Annotated in this window: 11 protein-coding genes; 9 read left to right on the top strand and 2 right to left on the bottom strand. The window is 59.2% G+C overall.

The genetic code is table 11. From position 1 onward, the window contains the following. Positions 1-63: 63 nt before the first annotated feature. On the bottom strand, positions 64-564 hold the full coding sequence (gene tpx, locus AB7933_RS15575; protein WP_024075153.1) for a thiol peroxidase: 501 nt from the start codon (positions 562-564) through the stop codon (positions 64-66). A 158-nt stretch (positions 565-722) separates the two neighbouring features. Between tpx and AB7933_RS15570 the strand changes: the two genes are divergently transcribed. Further along, positions 723-2,012: a glycosyltransferase gene (locus tag AB7933_RS15570; protein ID WP_024075152.1), complete on the top strand. Its 1,290-nt coding sequence runs from the start codon at positions 723-725 to the stop codon at positions 2,010-2,012. 85 nt (positions 2,013-2,097) lie between these two features. Here AB7933_RS15570 and AB7933_RS15565 read toward each other — a convergent pair whose 3' ends face one another. Beyond that, positions 2,098-2,610, bottom strand: a complete 513-nt coding sequence (locus AB7933_RS15565) for a GNAT family N-acetyltransferase (protein WP_041161187.1) — start codon at positions 2,608-2,610, stop codon at positions 2,098-2,100. A gap of 245 nt (positions 2,611-2,855) precedes the next feature. Between AB7933_RS15565 and AB7933_RS15560 the strand changes: the two genes are divergently transcribed. The 8 genes from AB7933_RS15560 (at position 2,856) to xylB (ending at position 18,025) form a co-directional block, all read left to right on the top strand. Next, the gene (locus tag AB7933_RS15560) at positions 2,856-3,761 is read left to right on the top strand and encodes an AraC family transcriptional regulator (protein ID WP_024075150.1); all 906 of its coding nucleotides are present in this window, start codon (positions 2,856-2,858) and stop codon (positions 3,759-3,761) included. A gap of 167 nt (positions 3,762-3,928) precedes the next feature. Further along, positions 3,929-10,333, top strand: coding sequence for a hypothetical protein (locus AB7933_RS15555; RefSeq protein WP_143036960.1), 6,405 nt, complete (start codon positions 3,929-3,931; stop codon positions 10,331-10,333). 284 nt (positions 10,334-10,617) lie between these two features. Beyond that, entirely contained in the window at positions 10,618-11,901 is a 1,284-nt protein-coding gene (locus tag AB7933_RS15550) for an ABC transporter substrate-binding protein (protein WP_173860565.1), read from the top strand. A 134-nt stretch (positions 11,902-12,035) separates the two neighbouring features. Further along, the gene (locus AB7933_RS15545; RefSeq protein WP_024075147.1) at positions 12,036-12,926 is read left to right on the top strand and encodes a carbohydrate ABC transporter permease; all 891 of its coding nucleotides are present in this window, start codon (positions 12,036-12,038) and stop codon (positions 12,924-12,926) included. Between the two features lie 10 nt (positions 12,927-12,936). Next, the gene (locus AB7933_RS15540) at positions 12,937-13,767 is read left to right on the top strand and encodes a carbohydrate ABC transporter permease (protein ID WP_005788583.1); all 831 of its coding nucleotides are present in this window, start codon (positions 12,937-12,939) and stop codon (positions 13,765-13,767) included. A 36-nt stretch (positions 13,768-13,803) separates the two neighbouring features. Further along, entirely contained in the window at positions 13,804-14,907 is a 1,104-nt protein-coding gene (locus tag AB7933_RS15535) for an ABC transporter ATP-binding protein (RefSeq protein ID WP_024075146.1), read from the top strand. Positions 14,908-14,925: 18 nt separating this feature from the next. Further along, positions 14,926-16,407 (top strand): mannitol dehydrogenase family protein, encoded by a 1,482-nt coding sequence (locus tag AB7933_RS15530; protein ID WP_024075145.1) that lies wholly within the window; start codon positions 14,926-14,928, stop codon positions 16,405-16,407. Between the two features lie 136 nt (positions 16,408-16,543). Then, positions 16,544-18,025 (top strand): xylulokinase, encoded by a 1,482-nt coding sequence (xylB, locus tag AB7933_RS15525; RefSeq protein WP_024075144.1) that lies wholly within the window; start codon positions 16,544-16,546, stop codon positions 18,023-18,025. Positions 18,026-18,033: the final 8 nt, after the last annotated feature.

The following is an 18,033-nucleotide window of genomic DNA, read 5'->3' as shown; positions in this document are numbered from 1 at the left end:
AGGCCAGGCCGCAATTATGTGCCGCGCGTGTTACTGCGTAACGACAGTAATGCGCCGAAACAGTTACTTCAAAACAGCCAGGGCTGCTTCGTAGTTTGGCTCCTGGCCGATTTCAGGGACCAATTCGCTGTGCAGCACAGTGTCGTTTTCATCCAACACGACGACGGCACGGGCGGTCAGGGCCCGGAGGGGGCCGTCAGCAATCGAAACGCCGTAGTCAACGGCGAAATCAGCGTTGCGGAAGTCCGACAGGTTCTGCACGTTGTCCAGGCCTTCGGTGCCGCAAAAACGCTTCTGGGCAAACGGCAGGTCGGAGGAGATGCACAGCACGACAGTGTTGTTCAGCTCGTTGGCCTGGGCGTTGAACTTGCGTACCGAGGTGGCGCAGGTCGGGGTGTCGACGCTTGGGAAGATGTTCAGCACTTTGCGTTTGCCGGCGAAGGTGGCCAGGGTCGCATCCGACAGATCGCCGGCGGTCAGGGTGAAGTCTGGCGCCTTGGAGCCGGTTTGCGGCAGTTCGCCTTCAACTTGGACGGGGTTACCACGAAGGGTGACTTGAGCCATGGACGGAATCCTTATGCTGGGTTTGATTAAACGAATTCGAGAGGCGGAAGTTAACCACAAAGTGCTGTGGCTACCTACCGCCAGACACAAATTGTCATGTCTCGCGGTTGTGGTTTAATTGCGCGCTTTGCGCCTGCCCTCCAAGGAAACCGTTGTTAATGAATCAGCCCGCTACCAAAGTCCTGGTCATTGGTTATGTCTGGCCGGAGCCACGCTCCTCGGCAGCGGGCGGGCATATGATGCAGATCCTCGAGACTTTTCTTACGCAAGGTTGGGATATAACCTTCAGCAGCCCCGCAGCGCTGGGCGAGCACAAAGCCGACCTGGCTGCGCTGGGCATCGCCGAATGCGCGATTGAGCTCAATAACAGCAGCTTCGACGATTTTATTTGCGAATTGGCCCCGGACATCGTGCTGTTCGACCGTTTCATGATGGAAGAACAGTTTGGTTGGCGCGTGGAGAAGTGCTGCCCCCACGCCCTGCGCGTGCTGGAGACCTCCGACCTGCAAAGCCTGCGCGACGCGCGCCACCAGCGCCTCAGGGACCACCTCAAGGCCCATCCCGACGGCGAAGACTTCAGTGCACTGTTTACCCCGGCGCTGAAACAGGAATTCCAGTTGATGGCCGACACCGACCTGGCCAAGCGTGAAATCGCGGCGATTTACCGCTGCGATATCAGCCTGATGATTTCCGACGTGGAAATCCGCCTGCTCATCGAACAGTTCAAGGTGCCCGCCGCCCTGCTCCACTGGTGCCCGTTGATGATGCAGCCACCGACCGCGGCCTTCGCGCCCTTTGAAGACCGCGCGCACTTCCTCAGTATCGGTAACTTCCGTCACGCGCCGAACTGGGATGCGGTGTTGTGGATGAAAAACAGCGTGTGGCCGCTGATCCGCCAGCAACTGCCGGGCGCCCAACTGCATATCTACGGGGCCTACACCCCGCCCAAGGCCACCGCCCTGCACAACGCGGCCCAGGGGTTTCATGTGATGAACTGGGCCGAAGATGCGTTGCAGGTGATGAGTGCCGCACGTATCTGCCTGGCCCCCCTGCGCTTTGGCGCCGGGATCAAGGGCAAGCTGGCGGATGCGATGCTGTGTGGCACGCCGAATGTCACCACACCGATCGGCGCCGAAGCGATGGGCGACGATCAGCCCTGGCCCGGCGCGATCGAGCAGAACGCCCCGGCCCTGGCCGCCGCCGCCGTGGCCCTTTATCAGGACCGCGAGCGTTGGACCCAGGCCCAGGAACAGGGGCGCCAGCTCCTGGCCCGGCGCTATGACCAGGCCCTCCACGGACCGGCCTTGGTGGCATGCCTGGAGCAATGCCGCCGCAACCTTGCGGCCCATCGCCGCGACAACTTTACCGGCAGCATGCTGCGCCATCACGCGCATAAAAGTACGCAGTACATGTCCCAGTGGATCGAGGCGAAGAACCGCAACCTCTAGGGAATCGAGCAGCGCAAAGAACATGAACATCGTGACTCTGACTTGCCGCCGCTGCGCGGCAAGTTGAATCGGGCATCCCTGCCCCCTAACGCGCCCAGACGTACCTCACCTCCTCCAGGGACACCCCGCCACGGACGAGCGTGCGACGGCTGCCAAGCTCCTCCTGCCCTCCGAGCCCTTGATAGAAGCGCACAGCCCTTTCGTTTTCAGCTAAAACCCATAAGGTAACAAGCTTGTAACCCTGATCAACCAAACGCTTTAAACCTGACGCCCATAATTGGGCGCCTATACCCTTGCCCCAGTATTCTGCCAAGACGTAGATAGCCATGACCTCTCCCGCTTCGGCGCCAGACTTATCTTCATCACGGCAAGGCCCCACTGAAATCCAACCAATAACGTTCCCATCCACCTCTGAAACTAAAACGTCAGACTCTTTGCTTTCAATTGCATGAGCCCAATAAGCTTCCCTCTTAGGCAACGTTGCAGTAAGCGAGGACAAAAAATCAGCCGGCATCAGACTGAGATAAGCGTGTTGCCAGCTACTGACATGAACATTGGCGATGCTCTTCGCGTCCTTGGGTAGTGCATCACGAATCATAACCACACCCTCACTCGTGCTCTGTTTCACATAAAAATCTTCTTTGATCCCAGCGGCCATGCCGCTCTCGATCAGCACAACGGCTGCCTGCAAACGCTTTTGTTAATATCACAGCCCAGTTAAATATATTAAGTAGCCAATCACCAAAAACGGCATTCAGAGATGCTCCGATCAACTTGCCGCTGGCAGCGACAACACACAAGGGGGCATTATTCGAATCGCAACCACAATAAAGCGACGGCAGCATGACCCGAGCAACGCGAATCACCGACCCTTCCTACGAGCTGATGGACGATCACAACGGCCTGTCCATCATCTATCGCCAGCATGGTTTCCCCTGCCCGTTGGTACGCTGGCACTTCCATAAGGAGTACGAGCTGCACTTGATTATCGCCAGCTCCGGCAAAGTGTTCATCGGCGACTACATCGGCAATTTCTACCCGGAAAGCCTGTTCCTCACCGGCCCCAACCTGCCCCACAACTGGATCAGCCAGGTGGAGGAAGACGAGGTGGTGCCCAAGCGCGACATGCTGGTGAACTTCACCGATGAACTGTTTGAGAACGGCAGCCCTATTTTCGCCGAACTCAAGACCCTGGCACCGCTGCTGGAACGGGCGCAGTCCGGCATCGAGTTTCGTTGCAAAAAAACCATCGCCCAGGCCATGACCCTGATGCAACGCATTGAGGACGCCCAAGGCATGGCGCGCCTGGGGCACTTCTTTATCCTGCTGGACGTGCTGAGCGCGTGCGAGGACTACCAGTTGTTGTCCGGCGTGACCACGCCGCAACTGGCCGATGAGCACAGCATCGACCGCACCAACCGCGCGGTGGACTACATCTTTGCCCACTACGCGCGGGAGTTGCCGCTGGAGGAAGTGGCGGAACACCTGGGCATGAAGCCGACGTATTTTTCCCGGGTGTTCAAGCAGGCCACCGGTCGCACGTTTATCGAGTTCGTCAATCGCTTGCGTATCAGCAAGTCCTGCGAGTTACTGGCCGATGGCGATAAAGCCGTCACGGATGTGTGTTTCGAATCCGGCTTCAATAACATCTCCAACTTCAATCGACGCTTCCAACAGCTCAAGGGCATGACCCCCTCCCACTACCGTCGCCTGGCGGTGCAGCGGCTCACCGAACAAAACCTGGCTTGAGCTCTTTGCGCATAGACAAACGATTACACAGCAATCCCTTGAAGTAATCCCTCCACACCCTGTCACTGGAACTGGACCAAGCCCCTGGCCACTTAGCGAAGACATCGCTCCTCTTTCACTCGATGGGTGATGCCTTGTCTATCAACGCAAAGGTAAAAGGGCTACTCATGATCAACGTTCAGCGGTTACCTGCTCCCGCCACCATCACCGGCTCAAACGACATGAGCGCCGCCGCAAAACCTGCGTACTCAATGGCCTCGCAAGTCATCCCGCTGTTTAATAATCAGATGAACAACCACCAGGCTCTCCTCGCGCCCGTGCAGGCCGGCGATATACCGCCACACGCCCGGCAGCGCATCGTGCACCTGCTCAGCTACGCGATGACAGAAGAACGACCGAGCCTGGCCGCGCAGATCAGCCAGTTGATAAACAACAGCCGTCCGCCCCTCACAGGCGAAATACTGCACGATGAAGTCGAGCGACACCTGAACCAGCCCAGCGCACTGAATCCGCAGAAAACCTACGCCCAGCTCATTCACGACATACTCCAAACCCCATCGCAACCCGCCTCGCTCCCTTCCCCTGTGGTGTCACGAGCACGTCGGGAACTGCAGAACCCAGATCCCGCGCAACACACCGACAACACCTCAACCACTCAGTTCGCCAATGCCCTGGTTGAAGACGGCGACCGGCAATTGTCGATCAATTTCGCCAATCATTTGATCCGCCGATGGGTCGATGCAACCCGAAGCTCCGGCTTTGGAGAGGAAAAGATTGCCGTCCCGCCCGGTTCAACATTCGGCCTGGCCTGGAACGCGTTGGCTGACGCGCTCGACGCGCAACCGTTCAAGACCTTTGCCCAAGCCAAGGGTATTGATGTTTCCAGCCTGGTCATCAACACCAACGGAGACCTGAGCGGGTTACAGAACAAGCAAACCGTCAGCTTTTCTTTGGCGCAAGATCCCGATTGGGCCGCCGCTTCATCGGCCGTTTTAGCCGCGGCCAAAAAACTGGGCGGGGACATCCGTTTCCACGACCGCGGGCATGCACCCGCGGAGGATGTCGCGGCCTTTTATTTAGTGCGCAAAAGCCGCTTCAACAGTGACGACCGATTATTCACGATCGACCAATTGCTCAAAGAGCAAAACTTCAGTTCGATCAGTAACACCGACAGTTACTACGCGGCGCAATTCGCCCCGGTTCAGCAGCGCCAAAGAGAGGCCAAGCAACAGGTTGCGGAGCTGCCCACGCCACAGTTGAACCGGCTGCTGGCAGGCTTCATACCCGCGTCGGTGCCGGCGATACAAAAGGTCAAGGACGCCGATCAGGCCCTGGCCCGCCTGTGCAGCCAGGCACTGGGGCAGGCGTTTGCGTACACGATAGACGAACTGCCCGAGTACTCGACCTTTAACCTGGCCCGCAATAACCTCAAGGACGCACTGAACAGCAGCGCCTTTACCACGTTTGTACGCGCGAACAACCTTGACCTGTCGAGCATCCAAATCAACTCGGACGACGGGACCTTGAAGGGTAAAGTCAAGGGTGTCGACACCACCTTCCCTGTCAACGCCATTTCAGATTGGGCCTCTGTCTGGCAAGACGTGGAACCCGCGGTAAAGCAGATGGCGACAGGCTCGGGCGACTACGTTGATTACCCCGGTGCGAACCCTGTAACGCTGCCGGAAGTACTGCGTTTCTACGGCGAAGAACCACTGCCACCCCATGGCTTCCCTCAGGATGGCTGGCAACAACGATCACGTGCAGCCAATCTGAGCAGAAGTGCGCAAATCATCCGAGACAACGGCTTCAAGGCGCTGGTCTCCCCCTCGGCTGACGATGCTCGCTCGCGTAGCGTGCGGGAGAAGCAGCAGGCAGTCGCCCTACCGCTCAGCGCAAAGACGCTGAACCTTTCGCCACTTGAAACCCTGGCGGTCGAGGTCAAGTCCCGCCTGCAGGAAAACGACAGCGCTACGCCCCTCGCGCCCCCCGCACACAGCCCGGACACGCCCGAAGACGCCTTGGCCAGCACCGAAAGAGCACTGGCTGTCGCGGTGCATGGCGTAATGCTTGAGCTCAAGAGCGACTCGAGCCAAGCAGAGTCGAAAATGCTTGAATCGATCCCGGCCAACAGCCTGATCGGACAGTGGCGGGCTTACTTGGACAAGGCCCTGAAGGGACGTGGGTTTACCGAATGGGTCCAAAAACAGAACATCGACCTGACCTCCCTGCGCTTTGACCCCACGGACAACGCCTTGATCGGTAAGGTCAATGGCCTTGAGCAGCGCTTTACCGCCACTGACTTCGCGCAAAAGTACCCTGAGCATTTCGATGTGCTTGCACCGGTATTGAACGCTGCGGCCGCATTCAGCCCCCCTGGAAAAACCATCGCGCTGAACCAGCCCGACAACAGCATGCCCTTCGAATGGGTGGGCAGTTTTTATGGCATCAGCAACGACTACAGCAGCCAGGCGTTCGCACGACACACGGAGCTGATGGGCCGCACGCAGCAATTTCCAACACCGGTTGAAAACCCGCAGAAAGTCGTGAACTGGCTGAACCGCCAGAGAACCGCACTGGGCGACAGTAACGATCGATATGCGCTGATCCATCAGCTCAAACACGGGAATGTCGATAACGACCAGACCACGGGCTTCACGGTGGACCCGGACTCCTCCCACCAGCCCAAGGGCACCACGACCGTCCAGGCGTTTCTTTCGGACCAAGGCTGGTACGGCGCCATATCGGCCGCACAGGTCGATAACTTGTTGCGGGCCTTGCAGACCGAAATTCCGCAGGCGCCGTCCTTTGGCAATCTATGGGGTTTCCTGTCCACAGACATACCGTTGAGTACTGAGCAGCGTGTGGCGGTAACCGAGTTCGTGAAAAAGTCCATTGGCAGCCATGGTTCCCTGGTCGGTTTCTTGAGTGCCAGTGTCCCGAACCTGAGCAGCGACCCTGACCAAGCGCGGGAACAGCTGCTTTCCAGTGACACCGCCCTCGAGTTTGCCACCCGCCTGCAAACCGAGATGAAAAGCGCTGAAACCTCTACCAGCCTGAAGCAATGGCTATTGACTGCGCTGGTGCTGGAGCTTGACCCCACGGCCGGCACCCAGCGCAATAGCGTGGCGGGTTTCGACCTCATGGCCTCTGGGAACTGGGGGCAAGGCACCGACACCATTGTCGAGCAGTTCAAGCAACACTTGATTGACACCAAGCAGGTCCCGGCCAGCCTCGCACCGGCCATGGCTAAGGTGTTGTTAGCGGGGGCAGCACCGCACCTGCTGGTAAAAGACGTGCCGCAGACCCTCACCCTGGGCTCCCCCGAGTGGGTCGGCTTTAACACAGCCGTCAACCGGATCGAACGGATCGCCGCGGGCGCTACCGCGAGCATGACCTTCCAGAAAGTCATGGAGCTCCACAAGATCAATCCTATTTCACCGTCTGAAACCCAGTTGCAGGCCATTGCCCAACTGAACCCGATAATTGATTGGGCAATCATCAATAATCACCTGGTGAAAAATGACAGCGACCAATACAGCCTCGAACAGCTGAACGACAGCCAAGAAAAACTCAACGCACAGATCAACGAGACCTCGCAAGCCAAGCGTTATCTGCGAACCTTCACACCGCCGAGCAGAAGGGCCATGGCCCTGGCGGCATTGAGAGAAACGTTTGGCTCAGCCATCGACTTTGAGAGCCCGGTCCTATGGGAAAAGGTGGCTGGCGGGCTCTTTTCCGGAATTAACGCGAGCATCGTCGAGGTCTATGAGGCGGGCCGTCTGGGTGAAAGCTGGAGTACCTACAAAACAGGCCTGAACGTTGACGACCTGCGCAACAGAGCCCACGAGTTGCCGGACATCAACGCGCAATTCGACAAAGCCATCCAGGAAGACTTTACCCCGCGCAGGCTCAATACGATTTCCCTGTTCAAAGACATGCTCAGCAAGCTGCCTTTTGACAAGCGCAATAGCCTCCAATTCGGCACATTGGACTTTTTGAAGGTGGAAGGCGTCGGCAACGGCGTGGTGATAACGTCCGACCACAAGGGCGTAAGAAGGTATTTCGCGGTCTATCCGGCAACCGGGCAAATCGTCAAGATTCCAAACATCAATCCTTCAACGAAACAGGGCCACACAGTTGAACTTGGCATTGACGTGGACGCGTTAAAAAACGGCACCGCCCCCAACCCAGGTGCCACCGCCAACGTTGCACTGACGGCCATTAAACCCTTCATCCAGGTGGTGCCTGACGACACCGATAAGAACCCCTTGTTGCGTGAAATCACGTTCGACGAGGAGAGCCCCAGCCAGGAATCATCTCCCCCCTACAGCAACAGAAGAATGGAGGCCGTGGCCACGGCGTTGACTGACGCGGTGTACCTGCACAAAAGTGATTTCATCAGCTTCCACCGAGGATTTAACAATCCCGTTGAGAACGGCGTAGAACCCAGTGACTTCTTCAAGGGCATTTTACGTGCCCTGCCTGGCGGCTCCAGCCTGGAAGACCTTTACCACGGTGAATTTGTAAAAGCTGCAGGTGACCTGGCTGTTGATGTCGCCCTCTACGCAGCCACTGAAGGTGCCGGGAAATTGTGGCGCGTCGCTAAATCCGGCGCGGCGTGGGCGGCGGCCAAAACCTCTGCCAAGTTCATTGGGAAGTTTGGCGCTGAAGGCGCCGAAAGCATCGCACTCAAGGACATGACCGCCGCCAACACCTCGGCATCTCTCAGCGCACTCGCCCGCATGCAGGGCAGCCACCTTGCCGAGGCCTCGGCCGGGATGTCTGGAAGAGCGGCCAACCTGGCCGATGGCGCAGTGACGCGAACCGGCACCGCAGAACAACAGATCAAGGCGACTGCGCTATTCCAGGATGGCCAATGGCATGCCTACGACCCCAAAACCCTGTCAGCCTACGGGCCAGCACTATCAGATTTCCGCTCGGACACATCCATCGTACTGAAGCGCGAGACTTCGCCTGACGGCGAAAGCATCTTGATGCCTGAAGCGCTCTTTTCAGAAAACCCACAGGTGATAAACAGAGCGACCCACACCGACCTGAGGGTTGGGGACAGGGTGTATCGCTTTGACCCCAAGAAACCTGATGTCATTACCGATCTTGAATCAGCGGATCATTTCAACACCCCACAAGACATGGAAGCCTTTTGCCCGGCAGGGCCAAGAGTCAAACGTGGGACAAATGATCTGTGTTTTTCAAACATCGTCTCGGACTTCAGCGGCAACACCGCCAAGTTGGTTCAAGCCCTTGAACACAAACGTCTCTACCCTTCACCCGCTATCGCCGGAAAAAGCCCAACGATCGTTTTTGAACGCCGTTTATTCGACGTAGTAGAACAAGACGGTGTCCATTCGCTGACGCCACGAACATTGCAAGTACCTGTCGATTATCTACCAGTGACACGCGGCACAATCATCAAGGACCCGCACTTTGGTTTTCCCGGAACCAGCACCCTGGCGAACCTTGAGCAAAATACGCGAATTGTCAAACTCGGCCCGATCAGCAGCCTGAGCAACGACCAGCGCGAGCTGCGTGGAACGATTTCCCTGCTGGCAACGCAGTCGGGAGGACCCAAGCGTTACCTCACTGTAGAAGCGGATCCTCTAACGTTTTACTACAGCGAATTTGATGCAACCTCGACGGTGCTCAACTTCAAAAAAATCGGCCAACAGGCATCGGCTTTTGAAAACGTGCTGATCAAGGCACACACTGCGGAAACCGAAAACTTGCTCAAACTGACTGGCGCGCCCTTGAATAAAGCGTTCGTCGCGTTACCCACCCTGGACTCGGCTTTCGCAAAACTCGAAGCCGCCGGCTATACACACGCCGAAGCCACAAAACTGAGAACGACTATTGCGACGTTCAGCGCGGAGAAAAAACGCGAATTTGTCTATCAACTCATCAATAGGCTGAAAAACGCCAACGACACGGTCGTGCTCAAAGCGACGAGCATCGAACCATTAACCAAAGCGGAGAATTTTGCGAACCTGCCTGTCGAGGAGCAAAACCGGTTTTATGCCGAAAACGCAAAAAAAACCGTGGACTCACATTTCAACGCCACAGCCATCGGCTCCGCTAACAAGCACACGCCCAACGACCTTAATGATCGGTACCGAGAAGACGTCGCCAATACCATCATCTCTTGGATGCGCGACAACCATCGGCCAGCGGTTGAATCCAGTCTGAAGTTCGGCGCTGGAAACTGTCACGAAATGGCTGAATCGGCAGCTCAAATCATCAAAAAAAGCGGAGGTACAGCACAAGCGTGGTATGTCGAGGGTGGGGACCATGTGTTTACGGTAGTCGGAGGCCCCCCTTCAGCAGGCAAAAGCACCGTCAATTTTTCACAGGCCGAATGGAAAGATGCCTGGATCGTAGACCCTTGGGCCGACATTTCATGCAAGGCGTCCGAGTACACCGGGCGGCTGAGGAAAAAGATGTCCGAGTGGCACGCAAACGGTCTGAAAATCTACACCAACAAAGGTTGGCGTAACCCAACGTACCCACAATGGATCTACGAGCTGACCACGCTCCAAAAACGCCCGCTGCGAGCGTGACCTCTTAATGCCCAGTACCTGGCACTGTTGCGCAATGCGCAGTGCCAGGACTCCGTAAAAGTGTCCGGCTCAACGGCCAGGCCGAGATCGAGTGCAAAAAAGTATCAGTCCCAGTGTTCCCAAGGATTTGTCACCACCCCGTTTGAGGGCTGTAATCAACGCACACTCTTCCTGGCTCCTTGCGGGAAGACACAACAACAATAACTGTCCTTCTGTAGCCCCTGGGCGCAGAAATGGAGTGCGCGATGAAGTTCCCAGCAAAAGCACTGCTTGTCTCCACTTGCATGACTACCTGCATGACCCTCAGCGCCGTCAGCCTCGGCGCGCAAACCCTGACCATTGCCACCGTCAACAACAGCGACATGATCCGCATGCAAAAGCTCTCGAAAACCTTCGAGACCGCGCACCCGGAGATCAAGCTGAATTGGGTCGTGCTGGAAGAAAACGTGTTGCGCCAACGCCTGACCACCGACATCGCCACCCAAGGCGGGCAGTTCGATGTATTGACCATTGGCATGTACGAAGCTGCACTGTGGGGCGCCAAGGGTTGGCTGGAACCGATGAAAGACCTTCCGGCCTCCTACAACCTGGACGATGTGTTCCCTTCCGTGCGTGACGGGTTGTCCGTCAAGGGCTCGCTGTATGCCCTGCCGTTCTATGCCGAAAGTTCGATCACCTATTACCGCACCGACCTGTTCAAAAATGCCGGGCTGAGCATGCCTGAGCATCCGACCTGGACCCAGATCGGCGAATACGCGGCCAAACTCACCGACAAGAGCAAAGAGCAATACGGCCTGTGCCTGCGCGGCAAAGCCGGCTGGGGCGAGAACATGGCGCTGATCACAACGCTGGCCAACGGTTACGGCGCGCGCTGGTTCGATGAGAAGTGGCAGCCGGAATTCAATGGCCCTGAGTGGAAGGAGGCGCTGACCTTCTACGTCGACAACATGAAAAAATCCGGCCCGCCGGGTGCTTCCAGCAACGGTTTCAACGAAAACCTGGCGCTGTTCAACAGCGGCAAGTGTGCAATCTGGGTCGACGCCAGCGTCGCCGGCTCGTTCGTGACCGACAAGACCCAAAGCAAAGTGGCCGATCATGTGGGCTTCACCTTTGCCCCGCACGAAAAAACCGACAAAGGCACCTCATGGCTGTACTCCTGGTCCTTGGCCATCCCGACCAGTTCCAAGGCCAAGGACGCCGCCAAGACCTTCACCACCTGGGCGACTTCCGAGGAATACAGCCAACTGGTGGCCAAGACCGACGGCATCGCCAACGTACCGCCAGGTACCCGCAAGTCGACCTACAGCGACGAGTACATGAAGGCCGCGCCGTTCGCCAAGGTGACCCTGGAGTCGCTGAAAGTCGCCGACCCGACCAAGCCGACCCTCAAGCCGGTGCCGTATATCGGTATCCAACTGGTGACCATTCCTGAGTTCCAGGCGATCGGTACCCAGGTCGGCAAGTTCTTCTCGGGCGCGTTGACCGGCCAGCAAACGGTCGATGCCACACTGACCGCCGCGCAGACCACCACCGAGCGTGAAATGAAGCGGGCCGGTTACCCCAAGTAACCCCCGATCCTGTAGGAGCGAGCTTGCTCGCGAAAAAGGTACATCCGACGCCGCAATGCGCCTGAAATACCTTCGCGAGCAAGCTCGCTCCTACAGGGGTTTTGCGCCCCCGTCTCTAATCGGTCCTGATCACCATGAATACACCCACCAAAAACCGCCTGGCCAACCCCGGCTGGTTTCTCGTCAGCCCCTCGGTGGCCTTGCTGCTGCTGTGGATGATCGTGCCGCTGGGCATGACCCTGTACTTTTCGCTGATCCGCTACAACCTGCTCTACCCTGGCGAAAACCAGTTCGTGGGGCTGGAAAACTTCACTTACTTCATCACCGACTCGGGCTTCCTGCCCGGCGCCACCAATACGTTGTTGCTGGTAGGCAGCGTGCTGCTGATCAGCGTGGTATTCGGCGTGCTGATCAGTGCCCTGCTGGAGGCCAGTGAGTTCCTGGGGCGTGGCATTGTCCGGGTGCTGCTGATTTCGCCGTTTTTCATCATGCCCACCGTCGGTGCGCTGATCTGGAAGAACCTGATTTTCCACCCGGTGTCGGGGATTCTCGCGGCCGTGTGGAAGTTCTTCGGCGCCGAACCGGTGGACTGGCTGGCGCACTATCCGCTGCTGTCGATCATCATCATTGTGTCGTGGCAATGGCTGCCCTTCGCGATCCTGCTGCTGATGACCGCCATGCAGTCCCTCGACCAGGAACAAAAGGAAGCGGCGCGCCTGGACGGGGCCGGCGCCATCGCGATCTTCTGGCACCTGACCCTGCCCCACCTGGCCCGCCCGATTGCGGTGGTGGTGATGATCGAGACCATCTTCCTGCTTTCGGTATTCGCCGAAATCTTCACCACCACCAACGGTGGGCCCGGCTACGCCTCGACCAACCTCGCCTACCTGATCTACAACCAGGCGCTGGTGCAGTTCGACGTCGGCATGGCCTCGGCCGGCGGCTTGATTGCCGTGGTCATCGCCAATATCGCGGCGATCATCCTGGTGCGGATGATCGGCAAAAACCTGACTGACAAGCCTTGAGGGCCGCGCCATGACACTCCAACAATCCCGCCGCCTGCAAAGCCTGTTACTCGGCACCCTGGCCTGGGCCATCGCGATCCTGATTTTCTTCCCGATCTTCTGGATGGTGCTGACCAGCTTCAAGACCGAAATCGACGCGTTCGCCACGCCGCCGCAGTTCATCTTCACGCCGACGCTGGAGAACTACCTGCACATCAACGAACGCAGCAACTACTTCGCCTACGCCTGGAACTCAGTGGTGATCTCATTCAGCGCCACGGCCCTGTGCCTGCTGATCTCGGTACCGGCCGCCTACTCCATGGCGTTCTATGAAACCCAGCGCACCAAAGGCACCCTGCTGTGGATGCTGTCGACCAAAATGCTGCCCCCGGTAGGCGTACTGATGCCGATCTACCTGCTGGCCAAGAGCTTTGGCCTGTTGGATACGCGCATCGCGCTGATCATCATCTACACCCTGATCAACCTGCCGATCGTGGTGTGGATGGTTTACACCTACTTCAAGGACATCCCGAAAGACATCCTCGAAGCCGCCCGCCTCGATGGCGCCACCCTGTGGCAGGAAATGGTGCGGGTGCTGCTGCCGATCGCCAAGGGCGGGCTGGCCTCCACCGTGCTGCTGTCGCTGATCCTGTGCTGGAACGAGGCATTCTGGTCGTTGAACCTGACCTCGTCGAGTGCCGCGCCGCTGACCGCGCTGATTGCCTCCTACTCCAGCCCCGAAGGCTTGTTCTGGGCCAAATTGTCTGCCGTGTCGACCCTGGCCTGTGCGCCGATCCTGATCTTCGGCTGGATCAGCCAGAAACAGCTGGTGCGCGGCCTGTCCTTCGGCGCCGTGAAATAACGGTTTCCATAAAAATTAAAAGAGGAGGCCCATCCCATGGCCAACCTGAAAATCAAGAATCTGCAAAAAGGCTTCGAAGGCTTCTCCATCATCAAGGGCATCGACCTGGAAGTGCACGACAAGGAATTCGTGGTCTTCGTCGGCCCCTCGGGCTGCGGTAAATCGACCCTGCTGCGCCTGATCGCCGGCCTGGAAGAAGTCAGCGAAGGCACCATCGAACTCGATGGCCGCGACATCACCGAAGTCACCCCCGCCAAGCGCGACCTGGCGATGGTGTTCCAGACCTACGCGCTGTACCCGCACATGAGCGTGCGCAAGAACATGTCGTTTGCCCTGGATTTGGCCGGCGTCGACAAGAAGCTGGTGGAGAGCAAGGTCAACGAAGCGGCGCGCATCCTGGAGCTGGGCCCGTTGCTGGAGCGCAAGCCCAAGCAACTGTCCGGCGGCCAGCGCCAGCGCGTGGCGATTGGCCGGGCGATTGTGCGTAACCCGAAGATCTTCCTGTTCGACGAACCGCTGTCCAACCTCGACGCCGCGCTGCGCGTACAGATGCGCCTGGAACTGGCGCGCCTGCATAAAGAACTGCAAGCGACCATGATCTACGTGACCCACGACCAGGTCGAGGCCATGACCCTGGCCGACAAGGTCGTGGTGCTCAACAGTGGCCGCATCGAACAGGTCGGCTCGCCGCTGGAGCTCTACCACCAGCCGGCCAACCTGTTTGTGGCGGGCTTTCTCGGCACACCGAAGATGGGCTTTCTCAAGGGCAAGGTCACTCGCGTCGACGGCCAGGGCTGCGACGTGCAACTGGATGCCGGCACCCTGATCAGCCTGCCCCTGAGCGGCGCCAGCCTGAGCGTAGGCAGTGCGGTGACCCTGGGTATTCGTCCGGAGCACCTGGAAATCGCCACGCAAGGGCAGACCAGCCTGACCGTCACCGCCGATGTCGGCGAACGCCTGGGCAGTGACACCTTCTGCCACGTCAACACCACCAACGGCGAACCGCTGACCATGCGGATTCGCGGTGACATGGCCAGCCAATATGGCGAGACCCTGCACTTGCACCTCGACCCGGCGCACTGCCACCTGTTCGACACCGATGGCGTGGCCGTGGCCCGCCCACTGCGCGCTGCCGCCTGATTTCGCGAGTATTTCGTTATGAAGCTGAACAAACAGAACCTCAACCGGCTGGCGCCGCACGTGAAACTGCCGACCTACGACATTGCCAGCACCACCCAGGGCATCGCGCACATTGGTGTCGGCGGCTTCCACCGCGCGCACCAGGCGTATTACACCGATGCGCTGATGAACACCGGGGTTGGCCTGGACTGGAGCATCTGCGGTGTCGGCCTGCGCGCCGAGGACCGCAAGGCGCGCGACGACCTGGCCGGCCAGGACTACCTGTTCACCCTGTATGAACTGGGCGATACCGACGACACCGAAGTGCGTGTGATCGGTTCCCTCAGCGACATGCTGCTGGCCGAAGACGGTGCCCAGGCGCTGATCGACAAACTGGCCAGCCCAGCCATTCGTATCGTGTCGCTGACCATCACCGAGGGCGGCTACTGCATTGACGACAGCAACGGCGAGTTCATGGCCCACTTGCCGCAGATCCAGCACGACCTGGCCCACCCGACAGCGCCGAAAACCGTGTTCGGCTTTATCTGCGCCGCGCTGACCCAACGCCGTGCCAGCGGCACGCCAGCCTTCACGGTGATGTCCTGCGATAACCTGCCACACAACGGCGCCGTGACGCGCAAGGCCCTGCTGGCGTTCGCCGCCCTGCACGACGCCGAACTACATGACTGGATCAAGGCCAACGTAAGCTTCCCGAATGCCATGGTCGACCGCATCACGCCAATGACCAGCACCGCCCACCGCCTGCAACTGCACGACGAGCACGGCATCGACGATGCCTGGCCAGTGGTGTGCGAACCCTTTGTGCAGTGGGTGCTGGAAGACAAGTTCGTCAACGGCCGCCCGGCCTGGGAACAGGTCGGCGTCCAGTTCACCGACGACGTGACGCCCTATGAGGAAATGAAGATCGGCCTGCTCAATGGCAGCCACCTGGCCTTGACCTACCTGGGTTTTCTCAAAGGCTATCGGTTTGTGCACGAGACCATGAATGACCCGCTGTTCGTCGCGTATATGCGCACGTACATGGACCTCGACGTCACGCCGAACCTGGCGCCGGTGCCGGGGATCGACCTGACCGAGTACAAGCAGACCCTGGTGGATCGTTTCTCCAACCAGGCGATTGCCGATCAGCTGGAACGGGTGTGTTCGGACGGCTCGTCGAAATTTCCCAAGTTCACCGTGCCGACCATCAACCGCCTGATTGCCGATGGGCGCGAGACGGAGCGCGCGGCGCTGGTCGTCGCTGCCTGGGCCTTGTATTTGAAGGGCGTGGATGAGAATGGGGTGAGCTACAAGATCCCGGATCCGCGCGCGGAGTTCTGCCAAGGCCTGGTGAGTGACGAGGGGCTGATCAGTCAGCGGTTGCTGGGCGTGGAGGAGATTTTCGGCAAGGCTATTCCCAACTCGCCTGAATTTGTGGCAGCGTTCGAGCGGTGCTATGGGAGCCTGCGCGACCACGGCGTCACCGCGACCCTGCAACAGCTTCTGAAGCAACCGGCTTAAAACTGTGGAGGGGGCTTGCCCCCGATAGCGCTGGGTCAGTAAAGAACATTTACACTGAAACACCGCCATCGGGGGCAAGCCCCCTCCCATATTTAAAGCGCATTTACAATCCAACAATAATGCTGAGCAAACCATCATGACCCAGCAAAACCTGTTCCTCGGCATCGACTGCGGCACCCAAGGCACCAAGGCGATCGTCCTCGACGCCTCCAGCGGTAAGGTCCTGGGCCTGGGCGCCGCCGCACATACGCTGATCAGCGGCGCCAATGGCCGTCGCGAACAGCACACCCAGGAGTGGCTCGACGCCTTTACCGAGGCCACCCACCGCGCCCTGCAACAGGCCGGCGTGGACGGCCAGGACATCCTCGGCATCGGCGTGTCCGGCCAGCAGCACGGCCTGGTGCTGCTGGATGACAGCGGCCAGGTGCTGCGCCCGGCCAAGCTGTGGTGCGACACCGAAACCGCGCCGGAGAACCAGCGCCTGCTGGCCTACCTGGGCGGCGAGAGCGGCTCGCTGGAACGCCTGGGCGTGGCGATTGCGCCGGGCTACACCGTGTCGAAACTGCTGTGGACCCTTGAGCAGCACCCGCACATCTTCGCGCGCATCGCCCACGTCCTGCTGCCCCACGACTACCTCAACTACTGGCTCACCGGCCGCGCCGTCGCGGAATACGGCGACGCCTCGGGCACCGGTTACTTCAACGTGCGCACCCGTGAATGGGATGTGGCGTTGCTCAAGCACATCGACCCCAGCGGGCGCCTGGAAGCGGCCTTGCCGGAACTGATCGAAGCCGACCACACCATTGGCACGATCCTCCCCGCCATCGCCGAACGCCTGGGCATCAACCCCGAGGCCATCGTTTCGAGCGGCGGCGGCGACAACATGATGGGCGCCATCGGCACCGGCAATATCGCGCCCGGCGTGATCACCATGAGCCTGGGCTCCTCGGGCACCGTGTATGCCTTTGCCGACCAGCCCAATGTGAGCCCGCAGGCGTCGGTCGCAACCTTCTGTTCATCCAGCGGCGGCTGGTTGCCATTGATCTGCACCATGAACCTGACCAATGCCACCGGGGTGATTCGCGAACTGTTCGATCTCGACCTGGCCACGTTCAACGCCCTGGTCGAACAGGCGCCCATCGGCGCCGACGGCGTCAGCATGCTGCCGTTCCTCAACGGCGAACGCGTGCCCGCCCTGCCCCATGCCACGGGCAGCCTGCACGGCCTCACCATGACCAACCTGACCCGCGCCAACCTGTGCCGCGCCGTCGTCGAGGGCACCACCTTCGGCCTGCGCTACGGCCTCGACCTGCTGCGCCAGACCGGCCTGCAAAGCCAAAGCATCCGCCTGATCGGCGGTGGTTCGAAAAGTCCGGTGTGGCGGCAGATGGTCGCCGATATCATGAACACCGAAGTCATCTGCACCGAACAAAGCGAAGCCGCCGCCCTGGGCGCGGCGATCCAGGCTGCATGGAGCCAGTCCGGCGAATCCCTGGCCAGCCTGTGCGACAAATGCGTGAGTGTCGATCCGGCCAGCCGTACCCTGCCGGTGGCCGCCAGTGTCAGCGCCTACCAACAGGCTTACGAACGCTATCAACAGCATGTGGCAACCCTTTAAGAGCGAAC

The sequence above is a fragment of the Pseudomonas gorinensis genome (assembly GCF_042015035.1).
Lineage (GTDB): Bacteria > Pseudomonadota > Gammaproteobacteria > Pseudomonadales > Pseudomonadaceae > Aquipseudomonas > Aquipseudomonas gorinensis.
The sequence above is the reverse complement of the archived record's forward strand: the minus strand, read 5'-3'. Positions and strand labels throughout refer to the sequence as shown.

What these genes read in the sequence shown, in the direction of transcription:
- AB7933_RS15530 (WP_024075145.1), top strand. Translation starts at nt 14,926, where the DNA reads ATGAAGCTGAACAAACAGAACCTCAACCGGCTGGCGCCGCACGTGAAA.
- AB7933_RS15565 (WP_041161187.1), bottom strand. Translation starts at nt 2,610, where the DNA reads ATGATTCGTGATGCACTACCCAAGGACGCGAAGAGCATCGCCAATGTT.
- AB7933_RS15535 (WP_024075146.1), top strand. Translation starts at nt 13,804, where the DNA reads ATGGCCAACCTGAAAATCAAGAATCTGCAAAAAGGCTTCGAAGGCTTC.
- AB7933_RS15540 (WP_005788583.1), top strand. Translation starts at nt 12,937, where the DNA reads ATGACACTCCAACAATCCCGCCGCCTGCAAAGCCTGTTACTCGGCACC.
- AB7933_RS15550 (WP_173860565.1), top strand. Translation starts at nt 10,618, where the DNA reads ATGACTACCTGCATGACCCTCAGCGCCGTCAGCCTCGGCGCGCAAACC.
- AB7933_RS15555 (WP_143036960.1), top strand. Translation starts at nt 3,929, where the DNA reads ATGATCAACGTTCAGCGGTTACCTGCTCCCGCCACCATCACCGGCTCA.
- tpx (WP_024075153.1), bottom strand. Translation starts at nt 564, where the DNA reads ATGGCTCAAGTCACCCTTCGTGGTAACCCCGTCCAAGTTGAAGGCGAA.
- AB7933_RS15560 (WP_024075150.1), top strand. Translation starts at nt 2,856, where the DNA reads ATGACCCGAGCAACGCGAATCACCGACCCTTCCTACGAGCTGATGGAC.
- AB7933_RS15570 (WP_024075152.1), top strand. Translation starts at nt 723, where the DNA reads ATGAATCAGCCCGCTACCAAAGTCCTGGTCATTGGTTATGTCTGGCCG.
- xylB (WP_024075144.1), top strand. Translation starts at nt 16,544, where the DNA reads ATGACCCAGCAAAACCTGTTCCTCGGCATCGACTGCGGCACCCAAGGC.
- AB7933_RS15545 (WP_024075147.1), top strand. Translation starts at nt 12,036, where the DNA reads ATGAATACACCCACCAAAAACCGCCTGGCCAACCCCGGCTGGTTTCTC.